General features: G+C 69.2%; 16 protein-coding genes. 8 read left to right on the top strand and 8 right to left on the bottom strand.

What is annotated here, in order from left to right; genetic code table 11:
* Positions 1–140 precede the first annotated feature (140 nt).
* The 3 genes from ACT535_RS05270 to ACT535_RS05280 all read right to left on the bottom strand — a co-directional run bounded on the left by ACT535_RS05270 (position 141) and on the right by ACT535_RS05280 (position 4,897).
* Complete coding sequence (locus tag ACT535_RS05270) at positions 141–1,505, bottom strand: glutamate--tRNA ligase (RefSeq protein WP_476363565.1); 1,365 nt, start codon at positions 1,503–1,505, stop codon at positions 141–143.
* Between the two features lie 101 nt (positions 1,506–1,606).
* Positions 1,607–3,358 carry an SH3 domain-containing protein gene (locus ACT535_RS05275; protein ID WP_476363566.1) on the bottom strand — a complete coding sequence of 584 codons (1,752 nt, stop codon included), beginning with the start codon at positions 3,356–3,358 and terminating at the stop codon, positions 1,607–1,609.
* Positions 3,359–3,472: 114 nt separating this feature from the next.
* Positions 3,473–4,897, bottom strand: a complete 1,425-nt coding sequence (locus ACT535_RS05280; RefSeq protein WP_476322876.1) for a helix-turn-helix domain-containing protein — start codon at positions 4,895–4,897, stop codon at positions 3,473–3,475.
* Positions 4,898–5,157: 260 nt separating this feature from the next.
* On the opposite strand from ACT535_RS05280, the gene ACT535_RS05285 reads away from it, so the two are divergent.
* From ACT535_RS05285 to ACT535_RS05310, 6 genes are all read left to right on the top strand, one after another.
* A complete protein-coding gene (locus ACT535_RS05285) occupies positions 5,158–6,690 on the top strand; it encodes an acyl-CoA carboxylase subunit beta (protein WP_476363567.1) in 1,533 nt (510 codons plus the stop codon).
* 210 nt (positions 6,691–6,900) lie between these two features.
* Positions 6,901–8,928, top strand: a complete 2,028-nt coding sequence (locus ACT535_RS05290) for an acetyl-CoA carboxylase biotin carboxylase subunit (protein WP_476363568.1) — start codon at positions 6,901–6,903, stop codon at positions 8,926–8,928.
* Positions 8,929–9,239: 311 nt separating this feature from the next.
* The gene (locus tag ACT535_RS05295; protein ID WP_476363569.1) at positions 9,240–10,469 is read left to right on the top strand and encodes a class I SAM-dependent methyltransferase; all 1,230 of its coding nucleotides are present in this window, start codon (positions 9,240–9,242) and stop codon (positions 10,467–10,469) included.
* A gap of 240 nt (positions 10,470–10,709) precedes the next feature.
* Positions 10,710–12,548 carry a methylmalonyl-CoA mutase subunit beta gene (locus ACT535_RS05300; protein ID WP_476363570.1) on the top strand — a complete coding sequence of 613 codons (1,839 nt, stop codon included), beginning with the start codon at positions 10,710–10,712 and terminating at the stop codon, positions 12,546–12,548.
* 239 nt (positions 12,549–12,787) lie between these two features.
* Entirely contained in the window at positions 12,788–14,944 is a 2,157-nt protein-coding gene (gene scpA / locus ACT535_RS05305; RefSeq protein ID WP_476363571.1) for a methylmalonyl-CoA mutase, read from the top strand.
* The gene (locus tag ACT535_RS05310; protein ID WP_476363572.1) at positions 14,941–15,831 is read left to right on the top strand and encodes an MBL fold metallo-hydrolase; all 891 of its coding nucleotides are present in this window, start codon (positions 14,941–14,943) and stop codon (positions 15,829–15,831) included. The genes scpA and ACT535_RS05310 overlap by 4 nt, the downstream gene beginning before the upstream one ends.
* Positions 15,832–15,838: 7 nt before the next feature.
* Here ACT535_RS05310 and dxs read toward each other — a convergent pair whose 3' ends face one another.
* From dxs to ACT535_RS05325, 3 genes are all read right to left on the bottom strand, one after another.
* On the bottom strand, positions 15,839–17,770 hold the full coding sequence (dxs, locus tag ACT535_RS05315; protein WP_476363573.1) for a 1-deoxy-D-xylulose-5-phosphate synthase: 1,932 nt from the start codon (positions 17,768–17,770) through the stop codon (positions 15,839–15,841).
* A gap of 120 nt (positions 17,771–17,890) precedes the next feature.
* Positions 17,891–18,808 (bottom strand): glycosyltransferase family 2 protein, encoded by a 918-nt coding sequence (locus ACT535_RS05320; protein WP_476363574.1) that lies wholly within the window; start codon positions 18,806–18,808, stop codon positions 17,891–17,893.
* A gap of 7 nt (positions 18,809–18,815) precedes the next feature.
* Positions 18,816–19,961 (bottom strand): glycosyltransferase family 9 protein, encoded by a 1,146-nt coding sequence (locus ACT535_RS05325; RefSeq protein WP_476363575.1) that lies wholly within the window; start codon positions 19,959–19,961, stop codon positions 18,816–18,818.
* 335 nt (positions 19,962–20,296) lie between these two features.
* On the opposite strand from ACT535_RS05325, the gene ACT535_RS05330 reads away from it, so the two are divergent.
* Both ACT535_RS05330 and ACT535_RS05335 read left to right on the top strand, forming a co-directional pair.
* Complete coding sequence (locus ACT535_RS05330) at positions 20,297–21,673, top strand: hypothetical protein (protein ID WP_476363576.1); 1,377 nt, start codon at positions 20,297–20,299, stop codon at positions 21,671–21,673.
* Positions 21,670–22,260, top strand: coding sequence for a protein-S-isoprenylcysteine O-methyltransferase (locus ACT535_RS05335; RefSeq protein ID WP_476363577.1), 591 nt, complete (start codon positions 21,670–21,672; stop codon positions 22,258–22,260). The genes ACT535_RS05330 and ACT535_RS05335 overlap by 4 nt, the downstream gene beginning before the upstream one ends.
* Before the next feature lie 96 nt (positions 22,261–22,356).
* Here the strand turns inward: ACT535_RS05335 and ACT535_RS05340 are convergent, their stop codons facing one another.
* Together ACT535_RS05340 and ACT535_RS05345 are read right to left on the bottom strand one after the other, a co-directional pair.
* Positions 22,357–22,632: an exodeoxyribonuclease VII small subunit gene (locus ACT535_RS05340; protein WP_029559001.1), complete on the bottom strand. Its 276-nt coding sequence runs from the start codon at positions 22,630–22,632 to the stop codon at positions 22,357–22,359.
* 63 nt (positions 22,633–22,695) lie between these two features.
* Positions 22,696–23,085 carry a hypothetical protein gene (locus tag ACT535_RS05345; RefSeq protein ID WP_210254646.1) on the bottom strand — a complete coding sequence of 130 codons (390 nt, stop codon included), beginning with the start codon at positions 23,083–23,085 and terminating at the stop codon, positions 22,696–22,698.
* Positions 23,086–23,137: the final 52 nt, after the last annotated feature.

Consider the following 23,137-nt stretch of genomic DNA (forward strand, 5'->3'; position numbering starts at 1 on the left):
AGCCGGGGCCAGCGCAAGAGGCCGCCGAAGGCGCTTCATGATCGGCCGTCGTCCTCCGGCTTGACCGGAGGACCCATTGAGACGCTGGTCACGCCCCCGGAGGCTTCCGTGCCGGCGGGATGAGCGGTGGTCCGCGCCCCCTACCCCACCCCGTCCCTCAGCCGCCCTTCCGCCCGTGCCCTTCCCATCAGCGGCAGCAAAGCGGCGAGTTCCGGGCCGGTCTCGCGGCCGGTCAGCGCGAGGCGCAGGGGGTGGAACAGGTTGCGGCCGGATCGCCCAGTCGCGGCCTTTATCGCCCCCGTCCAGGCCTTCCAGGTGGCGCCGTCCCACGGCTCGGCCGGCAGCAGGCCGGCGGCCTCAGTAAGGAAGGCGCGGTCGGCGTCCGCGATCACACCCGCCTGCGGGGTGGCGACGATCTCCCACCAGTCGTGCGCATCCTCGAACCGCCCGAGGTTCGCCCGCACCGCCAGCCAGAACGCTTCCCCTCCACCGATGCCCGCCGCCTGAAGCCGCGCGGCGGCGGCGGCGAAGGGCATGATGTGGAGGGTGCGGGCGGTGAGCGCATCGAGGTCCGCCGGATCGAACCGGGCGGGCGCGCGGGAGATGGCGGAAAGGTCCACCATCCCCGCCAGCGCATCGAGGCTCTCCACCGGCTCCACCGCATGGGAGGTGCCCACCAGAACGGACAGCGCGGCCACCGCCAACGCCTCCTGCCCCGCCTCACGCAGCGCCGACAAAGAGAGGTGGCCGAGCCGCTTGGAAAGGCCCTCTCCGGAGGGCAGCGTCAGCAGGTTGTGGTGCGCGAAGCCCGGCACCGGCCCGCCCAGCGCCGCGAAGATCTCGATCTGCACCGCCGTGTTGGTCACGTGGTCCTCGCCGCGGATGACCTGCGTCACTCCCAGCGCTAGATCGTCCACCACCGAGGGGAGCGTGTAGAGGAAGCTGCCGTCGGCGCGCACCAGCACGGGGTCGGAGAGGGTGCCGGTGTCCACCTGCTGCGGGCCGCGCACGCCGTCGTCCCAGGCAACCACGCGGTGATCGAGCCGAAAGCGCCAGTGCGGGCGGCGACCCTCGGCTTCCAGCTGCGCGCGGTCTTCGGGCGAGAGCGCGAGGGCCGCGCGATCATAGACCGGCGGCAGGCCACGGGCGCGCTGCAGGCCGCGCTTGAGGTCCAACTCCTCCTCGGTCTCATAGGCGGGATAGAGGCGGCCCATGGCCTTCAGCCGCTCCGCCGCACCCTCATAGTCCGCGATCCGGTCCGACTGGCGCACGGTGATGTCCGGCGCGATGCCGAGCCACGCGAGGTCGGCGGCGATGGCGTCCGCATATTCGGTGCGGGAGCGGGCGGCATCCGTATCATCGAAGCGCAGGATGAAGGTGCCGCCGGCGCGGCGGGCGATCAGCGCGTTGAGGAGCGCGGTGCGGGCATTGCCCACATGGATCAGCCCGGTGGGTGACGGGGCGAAGCGCAGCACGGGCGCGGCATTGCGGGGAGGCGCGGACATGGCCAGCCCATAACCCGCCTTGGGCCGCGCGTCGATGGGCGCAGCCCTGAAAGCAGAGAGCCCGGCGTTGCGGCCGGGCTCTCCTCTTCGTTCAGTCTGGGTCAGCGGGGCTGCTGGCAGTCCTGGCCCTGGCAGCGGTTGCCGCCGCCTCCCTGCGGCTGCTGGCGCTGCTGCGGCTGCTGCTGTTGCTGCTGCGGCGGCTGCTGACGCTGCTGCTGGGGTTGCTGCTGCTGGCGCTGCTGTTGCTGCTGCTGAATCAGCTGCTGGCGCTGCTGCTGATACTGCTGGCGCTGCTGCTGCATCTCCTGCTGACGCTGCTGGTTCATCTGCTGGATCTGCTGCTGTTGCTGCTGACGCTGCTGCTGCATCTGCTGCTGACGCTGCTGGATCTGCTCCTGCTGACGCTGCTGGATCTGCTGTTGCTGCTGCTGGCGCTGCTGGATCTGCTCCTGCTGTTGCTGGCGCAGCTGCTGTTGCTGCTGCTGGCGTTGCTGGTTCAGCTCCTGCTGCTGCTGGCGCAACTGCTGCTGGCGTTCGGCCGGCGACGGCTGGCCCGGACGCGCGCCCGGCTGGCCGGGCTGGCCGGGTTGCCCCGGCTGGCCCTGACCCGGAGGCACGCCGGGCTGACCCGGACGACCGCCGGGCTGGCCAGGCTGGCCCTGTCCGGGAGGCACACCCGGCTGGCCCGGACGACCGCCCGGCTGACCGGGCTGGCCCTGTCCGGGAGGCACGCCGGGCTGGCCGGGCTGAACCTGTCCCGGAGGCACACCGGGCTGGCCCGGACGACCACCGGGCTGACCGGGCTGAACCTGTCCGGGAGGCACGCCGGGCTGACCGGGCTGAACCTGTCCCGGAGGCACACCGGGCTGACCCGGACGACCGCCAGGCTGACCGGGCTGGCCCTGACCCGGAGGCACACCGGGCTGACCCGGACGACCGCCGGGCTGACCGGGCTGGCCCTGTCCGGGAGGCATACCCGGCTGGCCGGGCTGAACCTGACCCGGAGGCACGCCGGGCTGGCCCGGACGACCGGGACCGCCAGGACCGCCAGGACCGCCGGGCTGACCGGGACCACCGGGATAACCCGGACCGCCCGGCTGACCGGGCTGGCCGGGACCGCCAGGATAGCCGGGACCACCCGGTCCACCGGGCTGGCCCGGACCGCCGGGATGGCCGGGACCACCGGGATAACCCGGACCGCCGGGCTGGCCAGGTCCGCCCGGATAGCCGGGGCCGCCAGGACCGCCGGGATAGCCGGGACGACCCGGAGGATAGCCGGGGCTGCCGGGATAACCGGGCTGGCCCCAGTTGGGCGGCGGACGCGGAGCATCCGGCGGCGGGCGCATCCCCGGAGGCGGGACGTAATTGGTGCGCCACCAGCCGGGCGGACGCGGGCCGGGAGGCGGCGGGCCCCAGCCGGGACGCGGCCGCGGGTTATAGACCTCCCAGCGGTAGCGATCGGCATACCAGGGCTGGTTCACATAGATCGGGCGATTGACGTAATAGGTGTTCCAGTACTGCGACGCCGCGAAGGCGACCACCGGCACGCCGACCGCGGCGAGACCCCAATCCGGCAGCACCGCGGTGCGGCCCTGCTGCTCGTAGCCGATGTATTCGCTGTACACCCAGCCGCGGAAATCCTGCCAGATGACGTCGCACCAGGACTCGTCCTGGAGACAGCCCTCCACCTCGATGGGCGAGCCGTCGGGAATGACGCCGAGGCTGGGGAATTCGGTATCCGGCCCCGTCCGGATGTTGACGTTTGCCGTGGAGAAGGCCGGCGCAGCCTGCGCCGAAACCATCCCCGCCATGGCCAACCCGGCAACCCAGCCGGCCAGCTTCAGCACCCTCATGGATCACTCCCATGCGACTCGCATCGAGCCGAGGACCATACTTTAAACTGGCCCTCGTGGCGTTTCGTGTGCGTAGGCGCGGCGTTTCGCAAGCGCAGGCACGGCCGAATTGCGTCAGGAGATGGTGAACGGAACGATATCGCGCACGTTTTCGTCGATGCGGATGTCGCGATCGAGGGGCGGAAAGGCGCGCAGGTCGCAATCCCGGCGCGGGCAGATGCGGCAAGAGACGCCGAGCTTGGCCACCGGCGCGGCTTTGAGATCCAGCCCGTCCGCGTAGACGATGTCGTGGGCGAAGGAGACCTCGCAGCCGAGCCCGAAGGCGTAGGCCCGCGCCGGCTGGCCATGACGCAGCGCCGGGCTCGACACCGCGCGGGCAAGGCAGATGTAGCGCGCGCCATCCGGCATCTCGCCCACCTGCACTAAGGTGCGGCCCGCCACCTCGAACGCCTCGTGGACGTTCCACGCCGCGCAGGCCCCGCCGTGGCGGGCGAACTGGAAGCGCGTCGCCGAATGCCGCTTGGTGATGTTGCCGGCCCGGTCCACCTTGGCGAAATAGAAGGGCACGCCCTTCGCCCCCGGCCGCTGGAGGGTGGAGAGGCGGTGGCACACCTGCTCCAGGCTTGCGCCGGTCTCCAGCGCCATGCGGTCCAGATCGTGCCGCAGGCGGCGGGCGAGATCGAGGAAGCGGCGGTAGGGCAGGATCAGCGCGCCGGCGAAATAGTTCTGCAGCGCCAGCCGGCAGATCTCCGCCGCCGTCTGGCTGCGGAAGGCGCCGGAAGAGACCGTGTGCTCCACCAGCGCGCCATGCTCCAGCTGGGCCATGGTGACCGCCATGCGGAACGCCCGCGTCGCGGCCGGCAGCACACCGGAGAGCACGAGGCGCCGCGCCCGCGGATCGTAGCGGGAGAGGGGGGCGTCGGGGTCCGCCGCGCCGATTTCCACCTGAACCTGATGGCGCCGGGCGAGATGTGCGGCGATGGCCGCGCCGGGGTCGCCGCCTTCCATGATGCCAAGTGACGTCGCGGCATTTTCAGCTGCGCGATCAAGGCCATCCACGTAATTGTCAATGTAATGGAAGAAGTCGCGCACTTCCTCGTAGGGGATCAACTTCGCCTCGTCCGCACCCGGCGTGACGCCGGCCGAGATCATGTCATCGAGGGAGGCGCGCCATTCCGCCGTGCGCCGGAGCGCGACGTGCATGCGCAGGAAGGCGTGGGCAAAGGCCGGCGAGAGGTTCGCCACCGCCTTCATGTCCTGAAGGCCGAGGTCGAGGTCCTTGAACAACGGATCGGCCGTCGCCTCGCGCAGGTCGGCCACCAGCCGGTCGAGGTCTTCCGCGCCGAAGGAGGTGATGTCCACCGCGAAGGTGCGCGAGATGGCGATCAGCACCGATGCCGTGAGCGGGCGTTGGTTGCTCTCGATCTGGTTGATGTAGGAGGGCGAGACGGCGAGGCGCTGGGCCAGCTCGCCCTGCTTCAGTCCGAGTTTCTCGCGCAGCCGGCGCACCGCATGGCCGGCGAACACCTTCTGGCGCATGGCCCCTCCAGCACGTGCGACGGTAGCCCGCCGCGACTAACCTAACGTCCTGCGACACCAGAGCTTCGAGTTCCGGAATGTGAACGATTTACAATTCGCATTGTCAATTTTTCACATATTCCACTGCGTCGCAACTCCTGTTAGCCGGATTGCGACGCAAGTGCGGGACGCCTTTGCGAAACCAGCCGGAAAGCTCTGGCTCGGCCGCAGGAACCCGCTAGTCTTGAATCTACCTCTGGCCCTACTGAAAGGCGCCCGGCATGAAGGACATCCTTGAGGAGCTCGAGAGCCGGCGGGGTGTCGCCCGCCTTGGTGGTGGCATCAAGCGCATCGAGGCGCAGCACGCCCGCGGCAAGCTCACCGCCCGCGAGCGCATCAGCCTGCTGCTCGATCGCGGCACCTTCGAGGAATACGACACCTTCGTGCAGCACCGCTGCGTCGACTTCGGCATGGAAGACCAGAAGGTCCCCGGCGACGGCGTGGTGACCGGCTGGGGCACCATCAACGGCCGCAAGGTCTTCGTCTTCGCCAAGGACTTCACGGTGTTCGGCGGCTCCCTCTCCGAGGAGCATGCGCGCAAGATCACCAAGATCCAGGACATGGCGGTGAAGGTGCGGGCGCCGATCATCGGCCTGTTCGATGCCGGCGGCGCACGCATCCAGGAGGGCGTGGCGGCGCTCGGCGGCTACGGCGAGGTGTTCAAGCGGAACGTCCTCTCCTCCGGCGTCATCCCGCAGATCTCGCTCATCATGGGCCCCTGCGCCGGCGGCGACGTCTACTCCCCCGCCATGACCGATTTCATCTTCATGGTGCGCGACACCTCCTACATGTTCGTCACCGGCCCCGACGTGGTGAAGACGGTGACCAACGAGACCGTCACTGCCGAGGAGCTGGGCGGCGCGAAGGTCCACACCTCCAAGTCCTCGGTGGCCGACGGCGCCTTCGAGAACGACGTGGAGATGCTGCTGGAGACCCGGCGCCTCATCGACTTCCTGCCCGCCAACAACATCGAGGGCGTGCCCGAGTGGCCCTCCTTCGACGATCCGGGCCGCACCGACGCCAGCCTCGACACGCTGGTGCCGGACAACCCGAACAAGCCCTACGACATGAAGGAGCTGATCCTGAAGGTCGTGGACGAGGGCGACTTCTTCGAGATCCAGGCGGCCTACGCGAAGAACATCATCACCGGCTTCGGCCGCATCGAAGGGCGCACGGTCGGCTTCGTCGCCAACCAGCCCATGGTGCTCGCGGGCGTGCTCGACAGTGACGCCTCCCGCAAGGCGGCCCGCTTCGTGCGTTTCTGCGACGCCTTCGAGATACCGATCGTCACCTTCGTGGACGTGCCCGGCTTCCTGCCCGGCACCGCGCAGGAATACGGCGGCCTCATCAAGCACGGCGCCAAGCTCCTGTTCGCCTATTCGCAGGCCACCGTGCCGCTGGTCACCGTCATCACCCGCAAGGCCTTCGGCGGCGCCTATGACGTGATGGCCTCCAAGCACGTGGGCGCGGACGTGAACTATGCCTGGCCCACCGCCCAGATCGCGGTGATGGGCGCCAAGGGCGCGGTGGAGATCATCTTCCGCCAGGACATGGGCGACCCGGAGAAGATCGCCGCCCAGACCAAGAATTACGAAGAGCGCTTCCTCTCGCCCTTCGTCGCCGCCGAGCGGGGCTTCATCGACGAGGTGATTACCCCCCGCTCCACCCGCCGCCGCCTCGCCCGCGCGCTCGCCATGCTCCGCACCAAGAAGCTGGAGCAGCCCCCGCGCAAGCACGACAACATGCCGGTGTGAGCGGGCAGAACTGAAGCGCGTTGCCTGTGGCCGCCGCTCCCGTGTGAACCGCCGTCATCCCCCGGCTTGTCCGGGGGATCCACTCCACCACCCGAACCAGCGGATGGGTGGATGCCCCGGACAAGCCGGGGCATGACGGCAGGGACGAGAGCGCGCGCCGAGGACCCGACCCGAGATTATTCGCGCCGCTGGCGCAAAGGAACGAACGCCATGTTCTCGAAGATCCTGATCGCGAACCGGGGTGAGATCGCCTGCCGCGTCATCAAGACGGCGCGCAAGATGGGCATCAAGACCGTCGCCGTCTATTCCGACGCCGACAAGGACGCCCTCCATGTGGAGATGGCGGACGAGGCGGTGCATATCGGCCCGCCGCAGGCCGCCCAGTCCTATCTCATCGCCGAGAAGATCGTGGAGGCCTGCAAGAAGACCGGGGCCGAGGCGGTGCATCCCGGCTACGGCTTCCTCTCCGAGCGTGCCTCCTTCCCCAAGCTCCTCGCCGAGCACGGCATCGTCTTCATCGGCCCGAACCCCCATGCCATCGAGGCCATGGGCGACAAGATCGAGTCCAAGAAGGCGGCCGCCGCGGCCAAGGTCTCCACCGTGCCCGGCTATCTCGGCGAGATCGCCTCGGGCGAGGAGGCGGCCAAGATCGCCGACGAGATCGGCTATCCCGTGATGATCAAGGCCTCCGCCGGCGGCGGCGGCAAGGGCATGCGCATCGCCTACAGCCGTGACGAGGTGCAGGACGGCTTCGACCGCGCCCGCTCGGAGGCCAAGTCCTCCTTCGGCGACGACCGCGTGTTCGTGGAGAAGTTCATCGTCGATCCGCGCCACATCGAGATCCAGGTGCTGGGCGACAAGCACGGCAACGTCATCTATCTCGGCGAGCGCGAGTGCTCCATCCAGCGCCGCAACCAGAAGGTCGTCGAGGAAGCCCCCTCCCCGCTGCTGGACGAAGCCACCCGCAAGAAGATGGGCGAGCAGGCCGTCGCCCTCGCCAAGGCCGTGGGCTACGACAGCGCCGGCACGGTGGAGTTCGTCGCCGGACAGGACAAGAGCTTCTTCTTCCTGGAGATGAACACCCGCCTGCAGGTGGAGCATCCCGTCACCGAGCTCATCACCGGCATCGACCTGGTGGAGCAGATGATCCGCGTCGCCGCCGGCGAGCCGCTGACCATCACCCAGGACGACGTGAAGCTCACCGGCTGGGCGGTGGAAAGCCGCATCTATGCGGAAGACCCCTACCGCAACTTCCTGCCCTCCACCGGCCGCCTCGTGCGCTACCGGCCCCCGGCGGAAGGCAAGGACGGCCCCATCACCGTGCGCAACGACACGGGCGTCTATGAGGGCGGGGAAATCTCCATCTTCTACGATCCCATGATCGCGAAGCTGGTCACCCACGCCCCCACCCGCGCCATCGCCATTGAGGCGCAGGCGGATGCGCTGGATGCCTTCGCCATCGACGGCATCGGCCACAACATCCCCTTCCTCTCGGCGCTGATGGCGCATCCGCGCTGGCAGTCGGGCAACCTCTCCACCGGCTTCATCGCCGAAGAATATCCGGAAGGCTTCGTCGCCCGCGCGCCGGAAGGCGAACTGGTGCACACGCTCTCCGCCGTGGCGGCGGTGATCGACCACATCCAGAACACCCGCAAGCGCCAGATCTCCGGCCAGACCTCGGGCGTCACGTGGCGCTTCGCCAAGCGCCGCATCGTCAACCTTTCGGCCGGCGAGGCGACGCTCTCCACCCCCTGCGAGGTCGAGGCGGTGGACGGCGGCTTCAAGGTGCAGATCTTCGAGGCGGACGGCACGCCCGGCCACATCCATTTGCTGCGCTCCAGCTGGAAGCCCGGCGACGTGGTGTGGTCCGGCACCATCGATGCCGATCAGGTGGCGGTGCAGGTGCGCCCGATCCCCAACGGCTACGTGCTCGCCCACCGCGGCATCTCCACCAAGGCGCAGGTCTACACCGAGCTGTCCGCCTCCCTCGCGGCGCTGATGCCGAAGAAGGAGAATGCCGGCGGCGGCAAGGAACTGCTCTGCCCCATGCCCGGTCTCGTGGTCTCCGTCGCCGTGGTGCCCGGCCAGGAGGTGAAGAACGGCGAGATCCTCGCCATCGTCGAAGCCATGAAGATGGAGAACGTGCTGCGCGCCGAGCGCGACGGGGTGGTCAAGTCCGTCCACGCCAAGGCGGGCGACAGCCTCGCGGTGGATGCGGTGATCCTGGAATTCGCGTGATGCTTGCGGAAGGCCTCTCCCTGCGGGCGTCCAGCGGACGCCCGTTCCCCGGCCAAGCGACGGCACAGCCGGAGCGCGGAGCCGGGGTCCAGGAGAGGAGTCTGCGCAGCAGCCGGTTTCCCGCATCGGCGGGAGAGGAGCCGCCTCCGGCGTACCTTTGCGCTGGGCCCCGGCTCTCCTTCCGCTCGCGCTCCAGTCGGCCGGGGCACGAGGGTGGCCTCGCGCGCCGTCATGTGAAAATGTCCGGCACATTCGCCCCCTCCCCGTCCCTCCCGCATCTGCGGGCGCGGGCGCCTGCCGGAGCCTTCTGAATGCGCCTCCTCTCCCACCTCCTCAGCCGCTTCGTGGAAAAGGGCCAGCTCACGGTCATCACGGCCGATGGCAAGCGCCACGTGTTCGGCTCGGGCAAGGACGGCCCCTCCGTCACGGTGCGGATGCACGACAAGAAGCTGGAGCGCGACCTGTTCTTCAATCCGGAGCTGGTGGCGGCGGAGGCCTATATGGACGGCCGCCTCTCCTTCGAGGATGGGGCCGGCGCGTTCGAGCTGCTCAATCTCTTCTCGGTGAACCGCAAGGGCCTCGGCTCCCACCCCGTGCAGCAGGCCCTGCGCAAGGCGTGGCGCTCGGTGCGCCGGTTCCAGCAGGCGAACCCTGTCTCCAAGGCGAAGGAGAACGTCTCCTCCCACTACGACCACCCGGCGGATTTCTACCGGCTGTGGCTGGACGAGACGATGGCGTATTCCTGCGCCTACTTCACCCATCCCGACGAGCCGCTGGCCGACGCCCAGCGCAACAAGTTCCGCCATATCGCGGCCAAGCTGAACATCTCCCCCGGCATGAGGGTGGCCGAGATCGGCTCCGGCTGGGGCGGTCTCGCCATCTACATGGCGAAGGAATGCGGCGCGCAGGTCACCGCCATCAACGTCTCGCCCGAGCAGCTGGCCGAGAGCCGGCGCCTCGCCGAGGCGGCGGGCGTGATCGACCGCATCGACTTCCGCGAGGTGGACTACCGCAACCTCACCGGCAAGTTCGATCGCGTGGTCTCCATCGGCATGATGGAGCATGTGGGCGTCGCCCATTTCGACGAATATTTCACCACCATCCGCAACCTGCTGGATACGGGCGGCTTCGCGCTGATCCACGCCATCGGCCGCATGTCGCCCCCCGGCACCACGGCGCCCTTCATCCGCAAGTACATCTTCCCCGGCGGCTATGTGCCGGCGCTGTCGGAAGTGTTCGCCTCCACCGAGCGCACGCATCTGTGGGTGGACGACTGCGAGGTGCTGCGGCTGCACTATTACTGGACCATCCGCGCCTGGCGGCGGAACTTCATGGCCCGCCGCGCGGAAGCCGACGCCATGATGGGCGAGCGCTTCGGCCGCATGTGGGAATTCTACCTCGCCGCCGTGGAGCTGGGCTTCCTGCACGGCTCCAACATGGTGTTCCAGCTCCTCCTCTCCGAGAAGCGCGACGACGTGCCGGTGATCCGCGACTACATCGTGGACGCCGAGCGCGCGCTGGCCGCGCGGGAGGGGCGGTGATGGGGAAGGCGGGAGCAGGCGCTGCCCTTTGCCTCCCCTCTCCCCTCGCGGGAGAGGGGCTGGGGGTGAGGGGGCCTAGGCGTCTCCGCCCCGCATTTCAGTCTAACGTCGAACACCCCCTCACCCCGGCCCTCTCCCGCGAGGGGAGAGGGGGCGCAAACGACGATGACTGCGCTCTCCGAATTGTTTGTCCGGCGACACGCCCCACTGGCGCCTCCCCTTCCCTCCCGAGGTCCTGACATGACCGACGCCACCGCCCTCCCCTTCGCAACCGACATCGCTCCCGTCACCCGTGCGGACTGGCTGAAGCTGGTGGAAGGCGTGCTGAAGGGCGCGCCCTATGACAAGCGGCTGGTGACGCGCACCTATGAAGGGCTGGCGCTGGATGCCCTGCCCGAGCGCAAGGCGGATGCGCCCCTCGTCGCCGGACGGCCGGCGGGGGCGCCGTGGGTCATCTCCATGCGGTTGGACCAGACGGACGCCGCCGAAGCCAATGCGCAGGCGCTGGAAGACCTCGACGGCGGCGCCTCGGGCCTGTCCCTCGTCTTCGCCGCCGCTCCCTCGGCCTACGGCTTCGGCCTGCCGGAGGGCGTGGACCTCGCGGTCGTGCTGAAGGACGTGCTGCTCGACCTCATCGACGTGCGCATCGAGAGCGGCAATTTCCAGGGGCGCGAGGATGCCCTCGCCTTCGCCGACCTCGTGGAGGCGCGCGGCTTCAAGCCGGAGGGCGTCTCCGTCTCCTTCGGCCTCGACCCCTTGAGCGATTTCGCCGCCCACGGCACCCTGCCCATGGCGTGGCCGCTGCTCGCCAAGCGCTTCGCCGAGACCTCGGCCATCCTCAAAGCGCGCGGCTTCGCCGGCCCCTTCGCCCGGGCGGACGGCGGCGTCTACCACGCAGCCGGCGCCTCCGATGCGCAGGAACTGGCGGCGGTGCTCGCGACCCTCGTCGCGTATCTGAAGGCCTATGCCGAGGCCGGCATCCCGCTGGAGGAGGCCGCCGGCCGTATCGAGGCGGCCCTCGTCGCGGACGTGAACCAGACGGCCACCATCGCCAAGTTCCGCGCGCTCCGCCTGCTCTGGGCCGCCGTGCTGCGCGAGTGCGGCCTGCCGGAAAAGCCGCTGAAGCTGCACGCGACGACAGCGTGGCGCTCCCTCACCCGCCGCGACCCTTATGTGAACCTTCTGCGCACCACGGTCGCCGCCTTCGCGGCCGGCGTCGGCGGGGCGGACAGCGTCACCGTTCTGCCCTTCACCCAGGCGCTGGGCCTGCCGGATGCCTTCGCCCGCCGCCTCGCCCGCAACACGCAGGTGATGCTGCTGGAGGAGAGCAACGTCCACCGCGTCGCCGACCCCGCCGCCGGCGCCGGCGCCATGGAGGCCTACACGGACGGCCTCGCGGCCAAGGCGTGGGACCTGTTCCGCACCATCGAGAAGCGCGGCGGCATGGCCGATGTGCTGGAAGACCGCTGGTTCAAGGCCGAGATCGCCGAGGTGAAGGCCAAGCGCGACGCGGATGTCGCCACCCGCAAGGCCCCCATCACCGGCACGTCCGAATTCCCCATCCTCGTTCAGGAGGCGCCCGAGGTGCTGGCGCCGCTGCCGCCCGCCGCCCCGGTGGCGGACGGCGCGCTCGCGCCCTCCCGCATTGCCGAATCCTTCGAGGCCTTGCGCGACGCCGCTGAGGCTGCGCCCAAGGCGCCCGTGGTGTTCCTCGCCGCCCTCGGCCCGGTGGCCGCCTTCACCGCCCGCGCCACCTTCGCCAAGAACTTCTTCGAGGCCGGCGGCATCGCCGCTGCGGTGCCGGACGGCTTCGCCGACCATGATGCCCTTCTTGCCGCCTTCAAGGCCTCCGGCACGCCCTTCGCCTGCCTCGTCTCCTCCGATGAGGTGTACGGCGCCGAGGGCGCGGCGGCGGCCGAGGCGCTGAAGGCTGCCGGCGCCACCGCCGTCTGGCTCGCCGGCAAGCCCGCCGCCGAGCTTCAGGCGACGCTTGCTCCGGCCGGCGTCACCGATTTCATCTTCGCCGGCTGCGACGCGCTCGACACGCTGAAGCGCGCTCAGGCGGCGGCGGGAGTGTGAGTTGATATAGCCCCCTCCCTCTCCGCCCGAGCAAATGGGCTCCCTCTCCCCTTGCGGGAGAGGGTTGGGGTGAGGGGTGAGGCTGCTTCGGGCAGAGGGACGCCTACGGGAAACCGCCCGCCCCCTCACCCCCAGCCCCTCTCCCGCAAGGGGAGAGGGGAGAGCTTTTCGGACCAACGCCCCTCCGATGGAGGCGGCACTGCATTTGCGCTAGGATGAAGCGCGACAGGATGGATGCCATGAGCCGGATCCCCAATTTCGCCGAGATCGACTGGCGCGCCGCCGCCCCCGCCGTCCCGTCCGCCGCCGCCGAGGCGTGGACGACGCCCGAGGGCATTCCGGTGAAGCCGCTCTACGGCCCGGCGGACATCGAAGGCCTCGGCTACATCGACACCTACCCTGGCATCGCGCCCTTCCTGCGCGGGCCGTATGCGCCCATGTATGCCACCCAGCCCTGGACGATCCGCCAGTATGCGGGCTTCTCCACGGCCGAGGATTCCAACGCCTTCTACCGGCGCAACCTCGCCGCCGGGCAGAAGGGCCTGTCGGTGGCCTTCGACCTCGCCACCCATCGCGGCTATGACTCGGACCATCCCCGCGTCGCCGGCGACGTGGGCATGGCCGGCGTCGCGATCGATAGCATCTACGACATGCGCACGCTCTTCTCCGGCATCCCGCTGGACCAGATGAGCGTGTCCATGACCATGAACGGCGCAGTGCTGCCGATCCTCGCGCTCTATGTGGTGGCGGCGGAAGAACAGGGGGTGGCGGCCTCCAAGCTTTCGGGCACCATCCAGAACGACATTCTCAAAGAGTTCATGGTGCGGAACACCTATATCTATCCGCCCGCACCCTCCATGCGCATCATCTCGGACATCTTCGCCTTCACCTCGAAGGAGATGCCGCGCTTCAACTCCATCTCCATTTCCGGCTACCACATGCAGGAAGCCGGGGCGACGCAGGACCTCGAACTCGCCTACACGCTGGCGGACGGCGTGGAATACGGCCGCGCGGGTGCCGCCGCCGGCCTGCCCATCGACGTGTTCGCGCCGCGCCTGTCCTTCTTCTGGGCCATCGGCATGAACTTCTACATGGAGGTGGCGAAGCTGCGCGCCGCTCGCCTCCTGTGGACGCGCCTGATGACCGACCTCGGTGCCAAGAACCCCAAGTCCCTGCCGCTCCGCACCCATTCCCAGACTTCCGGCTGGTCGCTGACCGCGCAGGACGTGTTCAACAACGTCATGCGCACGGCCATCGAGGCCATGGCGGCGACGCAGGGCCAGACCCAGTCGCTGCACACCAACGCACTCGACGAGGCGCTGGCGCTGCCCACGGATTTCTCGGCCCGCATCGCCCGCAACACCCAGATCCTGCTCCAGCAGGAGAGCGGCACCACCCGGCAGATCGACCTGTGGGGCGGCTCCTATTTCGTGGAGAAGCTCACCGCCGACCTCGCCGCCAAGGCGTGGGCGCACATCCAGGAAGTCGAGGCGCTGGGCGGCATGGCCAAGGCCATCGAGGCCGGTATCCCGAAGCTGCGCATCGAGGAGGCTGCCGCCACCACCCAGGCCCGCATCGACGGCGGCGCCCAGACCGTGGTGGGCGTGAACAAGTTCAAGCCGCAGAAGGACCGGCTCATCGACGTTCTCAAGGTGGAGAACGCCGCCGTGCGCGCCGCGCAGATCGACAAGCTCAACCGCCTCCGGGCCGAGCGGAACCCGGCCGAGGTGGCCTCCAAGCTCGAAGCCCTCACCAACGGCGCCGCCGGCAACGGCAATCTGCTGGCGCTGGCCATCGAGGCGGCGCGGGCCAAGGCCACGGTGGGCGAGATTTCCGACGCGCTGGAGAAGGTGTTCGGCCGCCACCGCGCCGAAATCCGCGCCATCTCCGGCGTCTACAAGCGCGAGGCTTCCGCCATGACGGACAAGGTGGGCAAGGTGCAGAAGCTGGTGGAAGCCTTCGAGACCGCCGAAGGCCGCCGGCCGCGCATCCTCGTCGCCAAGGTGGGCCAGGACGGCCACGACCGCGGCCAGAAGGTGATCGCCTCCGCCTTCGCCGACCTCGGCTTCGACGTGGACATCGGCCCCCTCTTCGCCACCCCCGAGGAAGCCGCCCGGCAGGCGGTGGAGAACGACGTGCACGTCGTCGGCATCTCGTCCCTCGCCGCCGGCCATCTTACCCTCGTGCCGGCCCTGAAGGCGGCGCTGGAGGCGGAAGGCCGCGGCGACATCATGGTGGTGGTGGGCGGCGTCGTGCCCCCGCAGGACTATGACGCGCTGAAGGCCTTCGGCGCCGAAGCCATCTTCCCCCCCGGCACCGTCATCGCGGATGCGGCCAAGGAGCTGCTGCACACGCTCTCCCACCGTCTGGGGCACAATCTCGAAGCGGCGGAGTGACGGCCGAAGGCGCCACCGCCCCCGGTTCCACCCTGCGCGTGCTGGAGCCGGCGCCCGGCGTGCTCGCCTTCTATGACGGGCGCATTCCCGGTGGGCGGCTGCATGGGCCGCACGAGAACTGGCTGGACGACGGCGCGTTTGCCCTCGGCATCGCCTCCTATGCCGTGATCGATGGCGACGACGCCCTCGTCTACGACACCCACATCACCCTCGCCCACGCCCACATCGTCCGTCGCACGCTGGAAGAGCGGGGCGCGCGGCGCATCCGCGTGGTGCTGAGCCACTGGCACGACGACCATGTGGCGGGCAACGAAGCCTTCGCCGATTGCGAGATCATCGCCAATCGGGAGACGGACACCTTGCTGCGGGAAAACCGCGCCCGGCTGGAGGCGGCCGACCCGCCTATCAACCCGCTCATCCTGCCCAACCGGCTGTTCGAGGCGCGGCTTGCCCTCACCGTGGGGACCATTGCGGTGGAGCTGGTGCACGTGGACATCCACAGCCGCGACGGCACCGTGGCGCTGCTGCCCGGCGGCATCCTTCTGGCCGGGGACACGCTGGAAGACCCCATCACCTATGTGGACGAGCCGGACCGCCTCGCCGCCCACCTCGAAGGGCTGCAGCGCCTCGCAGTGCTGGACGCGACGCGCATCCTGCCCTGCCACGGCGATCCCGACGTGATCGCCAGCGGCGGCTACGGCCCGGCGCTCATCGACGCAACGCGGCTGTATGTGGAAAAGCTCACGCGCCTGAAGGCCGAGCCGGCGCTGGCGGGGCTCGATCTGCGCGCGTTCGCGGCGGAGGCCTTCGCCACCGGGGCGATCTCGTACTTCGAGCCCTATGAGGCCGTGCACCGGCGGAATGTGCAGGCGGTGGCGGGGGTTTAGCCCGACCTCACCCCGCCTTCGACAGTTCCCGCCCGGCCTTCGCCTTGCCCACGAGCCCCTCCACCTTCGCCACGATGGCGTTGGCGTCGAGGCCGGCTTCGGCGAGCTGGCGGGCCTGGGTGTCGTGGTCGATATAGATGTCCGGCAGCACCATGGAGCGCACCTTGACGGTGCCGCGATCCAGAACGCCCTCATCGGTGAGAAGCTGGAGCACCTGGCTGGCGAAGCCGCCGATGGAGCCCTCCTCCACCGTCACCAGCGCGGCATGGCCGGCCGCCAGCTTCAGCGCGAGGTCGCGGTCGATGGGCTTGGCGAAGCGGGCGTCGGCGACTGTCACCGTGAAGCCGGCTGCCTCCAGCCGCTCGGCGGCGTCCAGCGCGGCGGCAAGGCGGGTGCCGAGCGACAGGATGGCGACATCGCCCTCCCCCGTGCCGCGCACGATACGCCCCTTGCCGATGGGCAGCGCCTCGCCCTTGTCCGGCCGCTCCACGCCCACGCCCTCGCCGCGCGGGAAGCGCACGGCGGAGGGGCCGTCGTCATAGGCGACGGCCGTGGCGATCATGTGCATCAGCTCCGCCTCGTCGGCGGGCGACATCAGCACCATGCCGGGCAGGCAGCCGAGATAGGCGAGGTCGTAGGCGCCCGCATGGGTCGCCCCGTCCGCCCCCACGAGGCCGGCCCGGTCCACGATGAAGCGCACGGGCAGGCCCTGCAGCGCCACGTCGTGGATCACCTGGTCATAGGCCCGCTGGAGGAAGGTGGAATAGAGCGCGCAGAAGGGCTTGAAGCCTTCCGCCGCGAGACCGCCGGCGAACGTCACGGCATGCTGCTCGGCGATGCCCACGTCGAAGGTGCGGTCGGGATAGGCCTGCCCGAACAGGTCGATGCCGGTGCCGGACGGCATGGCCGCGGTGATGGCGACGATCTTGGGATCGCGCCGGGCCTCGGAGATCAGGCTCTCGGCGAACACGCGGGTGTAGGACGGGGCGTTGGACTTGGCCTTCACCTGCGCGCCCGTCACCACATCGAACTTCACCACGCCGTGGTACTTGTCCGCGCTCTGCTCGGCCGGGCCGTAGCCCTTGCCCTTCTGGGTGACCACATGGACGAGGATCGGCCCCGTCTTGGCGTCCCGCACGTTCTTCAGAACGGGCAGGAGGTGGTCGAGATTGTGCCCGTCGATGGGGCCCACATAATAGAAGCCCAGTTCCTCGAACAGCGTACCGCCGGTCCAGAAGCCGCGCGCGAACTCCTCGGCCCGCTGGGCGCCGCGCTCCACGAACTTGGGCAGGTGGCCGGCGATCTGCTTGCCGATCTCACGCAGGGAACGATAGGTCTGGCCGGAGATGAGCCGCGCCAGATAGGCCGACATGGCCCCCGTGGGCGGGGCGATGGACATGTCGTTGTCGTTGAGGATGACGATGAGGCGCGAATCCATGGCGCCCGCATTGTTCATGGCCTCATAGGCCATGCCCGCCGACATGGCGCCGTCGCCGATCACCGCCACCACGTTGCGCTCCACCCCGCCGAGGTCGCGCGCTACCGCCATGCCGAGGCCGGCGGAGATGGAGGTGGAGGAATGGCCCGCGCCGAACGGGTCGTATTCGCTCTCGGCCCGGTTGGTGAAGCCGGAGAGGCCGCCGCCGGTGCGCAGCGTGCGGATGCGTTCGCGCCGCCCGGTGAGAATCTTGTGGGGATAGCACTGGTGGCCCACGTCCCAGATCAGCCGGTCGTGGGGGGTGTTGAAGACGTGGTGCAATGCCACCGTCAGCTCGACCACGCCGAGGCCCGCGCCCAGATGCCCGCCCGTGACGGACACCGCATCGATGGTCTCGGCGCGCAGCTCGGCCGCCAACTGGACGAGCTTTTCCTGAGGCAGGCGCCGCACATCGGCAGGGTCACGAATGGTGTCGAGCAACGGGGTCTTCAGCAAGGTCACGGACCACTCCGACCGGAACGAACCGGGAAAAGCGAGCCTTACACACGGGCCCGCTGGTATGCAACGTACAAAGGCTGACGCAGCGGCGGCGTGCGGACGACCTTCGTCTACAGCTGAAACCTATACGTGCGGCGGCACGTTTCGGCGCACTCCATCAAGGCAGCCGGCGAATTTTCCCGCCCGGATGGCGACCCGGTGGAGGTCGAACAGCGCCAGCGCCAGCGCGCAGCCGGCGCCGAGCCACAGGAGCCGCGAGGCCCGCCCGCCGGCGCGGCCGTACTTCTCCCGCACATAGAGTTCCGAGTGCATCTTGGCGCGGTTGATGCGGAAGGTCTGGCCGAAGGACGGCGTGCTGGAGCGCCCGCCCGCATGGGTTACCCGCGCGTCCGTCACCACCACGATGGGGATGCGGCGGGCCAGCACGCGGAGCGAGAGATCGTCGTCCTCATGGTAGAGGAATATGGATTCGTCGAAGCCGCCGAGGTCGAGGAAGGCGGAGCGGGACACCATGAAGGCGGCGCCGTGGACGAAGCGGGTGCAATAGTCCCCCGCGATCTCCTCCGGCGCGAGGCGGGCGCTGCGCGGCACCTTCTCCAGAATGGAGCCTTCCTTGCGCATGAGCCGGCCATTCTCGCCGACGATGGCCGGCATGAGGATGGCTGGCTCGCCATAGAGCCGCGCCGCCGCCAGCAGCCGGGGGATGGTGTCCGGCTCCAGCACGGCGTCGGGATTGAGGAAGAGCACATAAGGCGTTTCCGCCCGCCGCGCGCCGGCATTGCAGGCGGTGCCGAAGCCGGCATTGTCAGGCATGGCGAGGAGATCGGCGGGGCGGGACAGGGCCGCGGCCCAGGCGGTGCCCTCGGGGCTCGCATTGTCGACAACCACCACCGGGCATGCCGGCGGCACGCTCGCCACAGCCCGGCCGATGACGCCGGAGCTGTTGTAGGTGACGAACACGACCGTCACATCGGCGGGACCGGACCTTGGGCCGTCCTCATCGGGCGGGGTCTCCGCCGCGGTCGCAAAAGAGCGCGTCATGGCCGCTCTAGTGCAGCGGAACGCCGGCAAACTCAAGGCCGAGGGCGGCGAGCCCCGCGAGCGCATGGTCCGGCGTCAGCCGCGTCATGCAGCCATGGCCGTGGGGGCATTGGGCGATATCGTTCAGCAGGCACGGCGCGCAACTCGCATGGGCGCTCAGGACCGCGACCTGCGGCCCGGACGGCGCCCAGCTCTGGATATCCGCAAGGCCGGAGAAGAGGCACAGCGTCGGCCGGCCCAGCGCCGCCGCCAAGTGGGCGGGGGCGGAATCGAGCGCCACCACGGCCCGCGCCCCGTCCAGAAGGGCAGCGAGCCCGCCAAGATCCAGCCGGCCGGCGAGGTTCACCACGCGATCCGTCGGGAGGCCGGCGGCGATGGCGGCGCACAGCGGCGCTTCCTCCGCCGTGCCCGCCAGCACGAGGCCAAGACCGCTGCCCGCCAGCATCCGCCCCGCCAGAGCCCGCCAGCTTTCCACCGGCCAGTGCTTGATGGCGAGCCGAGCCCCGGGGGCGAGCACCCCGTAGCCATCGGCGAAATCCGGCAGCGCTGGCGCAGAGCCGAGGGGAATGGATGCCGCAGGGCTGGGCCGGACCGTGCGGAAGGCACTCACCAGCACCTCGGCGAGGGCGGAAAGGCGCACCCCCGCCGGCAGCGGCGCGACGAGGCCACCGGCACGGGCCGACGCCTCCATCTCCGGCAACGCGAGGTCGAGATCATGGCGCGTGCCAAGCCCGGCGAAGCCGACGCGAAACCGCACGGGCAGCGCGGCGAGGAGCGCCCGGGCATCGTCGGCATGGCGCAGGTCGATGGCGATGTCGGCGGCCGGCAGATCCAGCGCCTTCAGTGCCGCCAGCGCCTCGTCCGGCACGGCGGCGGGCGGATGGCCCCGCGCGGGATAGTAATCGAACGCCTGCACCGCATCGAAGAGGCCGGTCGCCACGGCAAAATCGCGCATGAAGGGCGCGCACAGAAGGGTCAGGCGGGAAGCGGGAAAGGCCTCGCGGAGCCGCCGGACCGCCGGCAGCGCGGTCACGAAATCCCCCACATGGTCGAGCTTCACCACCAGCAGCGACGGCGTCGGACCAAGCGCGGCGAGGCGAGACAGGGGGCTGTCCCGGAGGCCGGGCGCGAAGGTCGCTTCCGGTGCAGCCATGGGGGCATGAGGCAAGGGCAGCGAGGGCGTGGCGCTGGAAGGCGTAGGCTCCGCGGGCGCAGGCCGCATGGCCCCAGAAAGCATCGGCGCCGCAGGCGCCGGCCGCATGGCCCCGCGCTTGGGCTGCGTCTGCCGCCAAACGCCCGCCAGAAGATCACGGAACCGCGCCATGCCAGATGTCCCGTGAACCTGCGACCCGCCCCAACGTCACCCCTTTATCCTTGGGCGCTGCCGTTTAGGCAATGCCGACCAGACACAGGCTGAGGCCAGTGCGGCGGGACTGCCATTCCGCCCCGGCCTAGCCATGCCCGGCCATCTTCGCTAGAAGGCGGCCCATGCACGACGCCGAGGGAACGCTCGCAGGCCCCACCGCCGGGACCGGCGCCGAAGCGCGCGGTATCCCGGCCCACGACGCGGACGCGCGCGCCCGGGTCCGTCGCCGGCATGTCTTCTTCATCGCCGGCTTCGACCCCATGGCGGTGGAAGGGCACCACCGCATTTTCGTGCGCGAGCTAAAACGCTTCGGCGACGTGTGGAATGTTCGCACCCACTGCCGCGACACGGCACCCGTGCCGACCCCCACCGGCGGATTCTGGCGAACCGAAGCTGACGGTCCCAACTGGCATACCGAAACCACGTTCGAAAACCTGGGGTGGCATGACCTGACACGCGCCGACATGGGCCGTTCGGTGTGGAGTCACATGAAGGGTTCCGTGCGGGCCATGGCGGACATGGTGACGAGCGGCACCATCGCCAATTATTTCCGCTCCAGCCGGCGCTACGGCCTGTTTTTCCTCTTCACCTACATGCTGCTCGCCCTGTTCTGGGGGCTGGCGTCGACGGCCGGGTTTCTGTCTTTTCAATGGCTTGCGCCATTCGGCATGCTGCCTGCGACCGTGGCGGGGCTTTGCGTCACCCTCGCCGTGGGCCTTTTCCTGATGCGCTGGCCGGGGCGCCGCTTCCGGCTCAAGCAATCGCTGGATCTTGCTGAGTTTTCAGTGGATTTCGTGCGCGGCCGGCATCCCGAGGTGGAAGCCCGCATCCTCGCCTTCGCTGACCGCCTGCGAGCGGTGGAGGGCGCGGCGGCGGCGCAGGGCGTGAACGAAATTATCGTTGCAGGCCATAGCCTTGGTGCCATGCTCGCGGTGAGCGCGGTGGCTGCTGCCGTGGCCGCCGACCCCGCCTTCGGGAGCCGGGCACGCGTGCGCATCCTCACCCTCGGCTCCACCACCGCGAAGTTCGCCCTGCACCCGGCCGGCGAGCGTTTTCGTGAGGCGGCAGAACGGGTTGCGGCGGCTGACGCGATCGGCTGGGTGGAGGTGCAGTCGCGGGACGACATCGTCTCCTTCTACAAGGTGAACCCCGTCACCCTCGGCCCCGTCAGCTTCGCCCCGGTGCTGCTGCCGCCCGGCGACTATTCCCACAAGCCTTTGATCCGGCATGTGGAAATCCGGCAGATGATCTCGCCGGCCATCTACCGCCGCCACTGGTTCGACGTGATGCGCCTGCACTGCCAGTGCTTCCTGGCCGGCGACATCCGGTCGACGCACAACTTCTATGCGTATGTCTGCGGGCCCCTGTCGTTCGACGTTTTGGCCTCACATACCAATAACTTACGGGCCTATCTCCTGGCCGATGGAACCCTGCGCCCGCTCGTTCACGACGCCGCCGGCTGCATCCTCCCCCTCCCCGAACCCGAGACCTCCGCATGAGCCTCCTGACCTTCGCCAAGATCGCCTGGGCGGTGGGCGTCGTATCTTGGTACGTCCTGCGTATCCCCTTTGAACGAAAGGCAAAACTCCAGCGCGTGGCGGATGCGCGGCATCGCAATCTGCGGGAGATGATCCTTCTGTCCATCTCCACGCTGGGGCTCGGCATCATCCCGGCGATCTATGCGGCGACGGGCTTTCCCAAGTTCGCCTCCTACCCGCCGAACGGGCTGCAGGTGGCGGCGGGTGTCGCGGTATTCGCCGGCTCCCTGCTGCTGTTCTGGCGCACGCACCGCCAGCTTGGCAAGTATTGGTCGGTAACGTTGGAAATCAAGGACAAGCACGAGCTCATCACTTCGGGAGTGTATGAGAAGGTACGCCACCCCATGTACTCGGCCTTCTTCATGTGGGCTTTGGCACAGCTTCTGCTACTGCCAAATCTCATCGCTGGACCGGCCGGCCTGATCGGCTTCGGCATCCTCTTTTTCTTCCGCGTCGGTCGCGAGGAGCAGATGATGCGGGAAGCCTTCGGCGCGGAGTACGACGCCTATGCCCGGCGCACCAAGCGCGTCATTCCGGGCCTCTACTGAACAGACCGGGAAAACGGGGGCGGCAGCGATTCGGTCCCGCTGCGTTCTCCCGCCGTCCCATGCAAACCCTGCAACTGTCCCGTTTCGGGACGGTTCTCAGGCGTCCGGATCGAGCGGCTGGGTCCCCGCCGGCCGACCGGCGGCGTCGCGGGTGATGGTCTCCACCCGCGCCTCGGCGGCCTTCAGCAGGGCCTCGCAGCGCTGCTTCAGGGCTTCGCCGCGCTCATAGATGGCGATGGATTCCTCGAGCGGCACATTGCCCCGCTCCAGATTGGCCACGATGGCTTCCAGCTCGGCAAGCGCTTGCTCGAACGAGAGATTTTCGACGCCGGCCACCGCCGTGCCGCCCTTTGCCCCGCTCGCGCCTGCCATGGCCGCCTCCTGATTCGACAGGCGCTCACCATAGACGACACCCGCCGCCACCCGAAGCGCGGGTCAGAAAGGCAGATAGCGCGAGACCCCAGGCAATTCGGCGATGAGCGCTAAAAGAACCCCAGCCGCGGTGAGATAGATGCCGATGGCGAAAATCTTCACCAGCCGGTTGTAGCGTACCCGCCGAAGCGAACTCGTCTCCAGCATGCCCACCAGCGCCCGAAGCTGGAAGGCGATGCCCAGCGCCAATAGCGCGAACGCCACGAACGCCGAGCCGCTCCAACGTCCGGGCATCAGGGTCCAGTTGGAGAGAAAGGCGAGGGAGAAACCGCCGACAACGCCGATGGCGGTGACGGAGCCGTTGCGGAAGGTGGGATCGAGAAGATGGCCCGGCGCGCCGGGAAGGCTGCCCTCGCGCCCTTCGTCGTCGGCGCCTGCCGGTCCGTCCGCCATTCGATCCTTGCCTGTCGCCCAGCCGGTCCCCCGCCGGCAGCAGCAGCTTAAC

The sequence above is a fragment of the Xanthobacter sp. DMC12 genome (genome assembly GCF_056314105.1).

Excerpts from the sequence above, each read along its gene's own strand:
- ACT535_RS05325 (WP_476363575.1), bottom strand. The coding sequence starts at position 19,961 with ATGGCTGCACCGGAAGCGACCTTCGCGCCCGGCCTCCGGGACAGCCCC.
- ACT535_RS05300 (WP_476363570.1), top strand. The coding sequence starts at position 10,710 with ATGACCGACGCCACCGCCCTCCCCTTCGCAACCGACATCGCTCCCGTC.
- ACT535_RS05295 (WP_476363569.1), top strand. The coding sequence starts at position 9,240 with ATGCGCCTCCTCTCCCACCTCCTCAGCCGCTTCGTGGAAAAGGGCCAG.
- ACT535_RS05345 (WP_210254646.1), bottom strand. The coding sequence starts at position 23,085 with ATGGCGGACGGACCGGCAGGCGCCGACGACGAAGGGCGCGAGGGCAGC.
- ACT535_RS05320 (WP_476363574.1), bottom strand. The coding sequence starts at position 18,808 with ATGACGCGCTCTTTTGCGACCGCGGCGGAGACCCCGCCCGATGAGGAC.
- ACT535_RS05270 (WP_476363565.1), bottom strand. The coding sequence starts at position 1,505 with ATGTCCGCGCCTCCCCGCAATGCCGCGCCCGTGCTGCGCTTCGCCCCG.
- ACT535_RS05280 (WP_476322876.1), bottom strand. The coding sequence starts at position 4,897 with ATGCGCCAGAAGGTGTTCGCCGGCCATGCGGTGCGCCGGCTGCGCGAG.
- scpA (WP_476363571.1), top strand. The coding sequence starts at position 12,788 with ATGAGCCGGATCCCCAATTTCGCCGAGATCGACTGGCGCGCCGCCGCC.
- ACT535_RS05275 (WP_476363566.1), bottom strand. The coding sequence starts at position 3,358 with ATGAGGGTGCTGAAGCTGGCCGGCTGGGTTGCCGGGTTGGCCATGGCG.
- ACT535_RS05340 (WP_029559001.1), bottom strand. The coding sequence starts at position 22,632 with ATGGCAGGCGCGAGCGGGGCAAAGGGCGGCACGGCGGTGGCCGGCGTC.
- ACT535_RS05330 (WP_476363576.1), top strand. The coding sequence starts at position 20,297 with ATGCACGACGCCGAGGGAACGCTCGCAGGCCCCACCGCCGGGACCGGC.
- ACT535_RS05290 (WP_476363568.1), top strand. The coding sequence starts at position 6,901 with ATGTTCTCGAAGATCCTGATCGCGAACCGGGGTGAGATCGCCTGCCGC.
- ACT535_RS05285 (WP_476363567.1), top strand. The coding sequence starts at position 5,158 with ATGAAGGACATCCTTGAGGAGCTCGAGAGCCGGCGGGGTGTCGCCCGC.
- ACT535_RS05335 (WP_476363577.1), top strand. The coding sequence starts at position 21,670 with ATGAGCCTCCTGACCTTCGCCAAGATCGCCTGGGCGGTGGGCGTCGTA.